The following is a 2,283-nucleotide window of genomic DNA, read 5'->3' as shown; positions in this document are numbered from 1 at the left end:
CGTTATCCATTCCCACACAACCCTCTATCCACGCTCCAACCCAACGACCAAACCTCCGCATAATGGGGTCAAGGGGTCCGTGACCCCTTGCAGGGGGTTCTGAAGGGGGCCAGGTGCGACCTGGAGCGCCAAGAAGCGGAGCCGCCCCTTTCTTTCTTCTTTCTTTCCTTATTCAACTGAGCATCAAACAGCTTGCAAAAAAAAGTTGCATCTATGTTTAAAACTCTGCCACTTCTATGATACAATAAACCGTATGTATTGTTTTAATATAATCAAATATTAGGAGGCGAGATGTCAGAGCTAAGGAAAGACCCCATCATAGGCAGATGGGTCATTATATCAACGGAGCGAGGCAAGAGACCGTCTGACTTTATATCTCCATCGCACAAGAGAAAGAAGACGGGAGGGTTCTGTCCCTTTTGTCCTGGCAACGAGTCCAAGACCCCGCCTGAGATCGTATCGTTCAAGCAACCCGGCAAGAACGGTCCCTCAGACTGGAGCCTGCGGGTAGTGCCCAACAAGTTCCCGGCACTGCAGATCGAGGGCAGCCTCGACAGGTCAAGCGAGGGAATCTTCGGTAAGATGAACGGGATCGGCGCACACGAAATCGTGGTCGAAAGCCCCGACCACAGCCTCTCCCTGGCAAGCATGGACAAGAAGTCTGCCGAGGACGTGCTGTGGGCGTTTAACTCACGCCTCAATGACCTGAAAAAAGACCCTCGGTTTAAATACGTCCTCGTGTTTAAAAACGAAGGGGAGTCCGCCGGCGCCACCCTCGAACACACACACAGCCAGTTGATAGCGCTGCCAATAGTGCCCAAACGCGTCCAGGAAGAAGTCGAATCGGCGCGCAAGTACTTCGGCTTCATGGAGAAATGTATCTATTGCGACCTCATCGAACAAGAACTGGTCGCCAATAAACGGATCGTCTACAAGAACGACTCATACCTGGCCATTTCGGCCTATGCACCCAGAGTGCCGTTTGAGACGTGGATAATCCCCAAGCACCATGAATCATCCTTTGGCCCGCGCAACAACAGCTTTACTGCCCTGGCCGAAGTGATCCAGGCAGTGCTGGGACAGTTTGACAAGATACTGGACGTGCCCCCCTACAACTTTGTGCTCCATACATCACCGTTCGTTGACGAGCACAACCTCTACTACCACTGGCACATAGAGCTGTTCCCAAAACTGACCAGAACGGCAGGGTTTGAATGGGGTTCGGGATTCTACATCAACCCAACCTCCCCCGAAGATGCAACCAAGTACATGAGAAACGGGCTGTAGCAGAGCACCGCAGCGCAGAATAAGGTATCCATGACCCACACAGGCATTGTACACTCTGATGTTTAGCATGGCCGACAAGACCGGCACCCATGAGGTCTCCGACGCAAGGCAACCCCTGATGTCTGAGACGGCGTACACATCCGCTATGGCCCAAAAACGTATGGCTGCCCTGTACGATATAGCTCAAGGGGCTATACTCACCGTGGGAGCCGATATGACGATCACCTCCGCCAACAAGATGATAGCGTTCTGGATAAACAGAAGTCCCGAGGACGTGGTCGGCCTCAACTGTTTCGATGTCTTTAACGACGCAGAAGGCATACAGCCCCAGGACATAGCCGCAGAGATCTTCAAAAGTGGCCTGCCGCAGTCGGATACCTACAGCAGCAACAGGCGTTTCGCAGAACTGTCGGCCTACCCCATAGAAGAAGACAACGAAATAAAAGAGTGCATAGTCATCATCCGTGAGACAACCGATACGGTCATTCATCAGAACGAAATCATAGACCTCTACCAGAGTGTTAGTCAGACCAAGGACAGACTCGAAAGCCTGATAGAAAACTCCGCAGATGCAATCATCACCACCGACCTTGACGGTACGGTGCAGTCGTGGAACAAGAGTGCGGAGCGTATATTCGGCTTTTCGGATGAGGAAATATCGGGTCATTTCTTACCGTTTTTATCCGATTCTAACGGCAGGACGTTTGCGAAATACTTTACGGCAGTCAGCGGTGGCGATATACTGCGGGATATAGAGATATCCGGCAAGAGAAAGGACTCCGGTTCCGTGGAGATAAGCATAACGATCTCCCCCATAAAGGACGCCTCCGACAACGTCACCGGCATAACTCTCATAGCACGGGACGTCTCCCGGCGCAAGATAGTCGAACGTGAGTTGCTAAAGAGCAGGAGAAAGCTGTCACACCTGTTTTTCATAAGCTCCGTGATACGCAGCACCCTTGCCCTGGAAAAACTCCTGCTGATGATCCTCACGGT

At 51.9% G+C, this 2,283-nt stretch carries 2 protein-coding genes; both read left to right on the top strand.

The features are described from left to right. Positions 1-291: 291 nt before the first annotated feature. Entirely contained in the window at positions 292-1,287 is a 996-nt protein-coding gene (gene galT / locus HWQ67_RS16725; protein WP_218253825.1) for a galactose-1-phosphate uridylyltransferase, read from the top strand. 67 nt (positions 1,288-1,354) lie between these two features. Continuing rightward, positions 1,355-2,283, top strand: a 929-nt coding sequence (locus HWQ67_RS16720) for a PAS domain-containing protein (protein WP_218253824.1), incomplete at its 3' end; no start/stop codon positions are given.

This window comes from Candidatus Magnetobacterium casense, from assembly GCF_019173545.1.
Classification (GTDB): Bacteria; Nitrospirota; Thermodesulfovibrionia; order Thermodesulfovibrionales; family Magnetobacteriaceae; genus Magnetobacterium; species Magnetobacterium cryptolimnobacter.
This window is presented reverse-complemented; position numbering and strand designations above follow the sequence as displayed.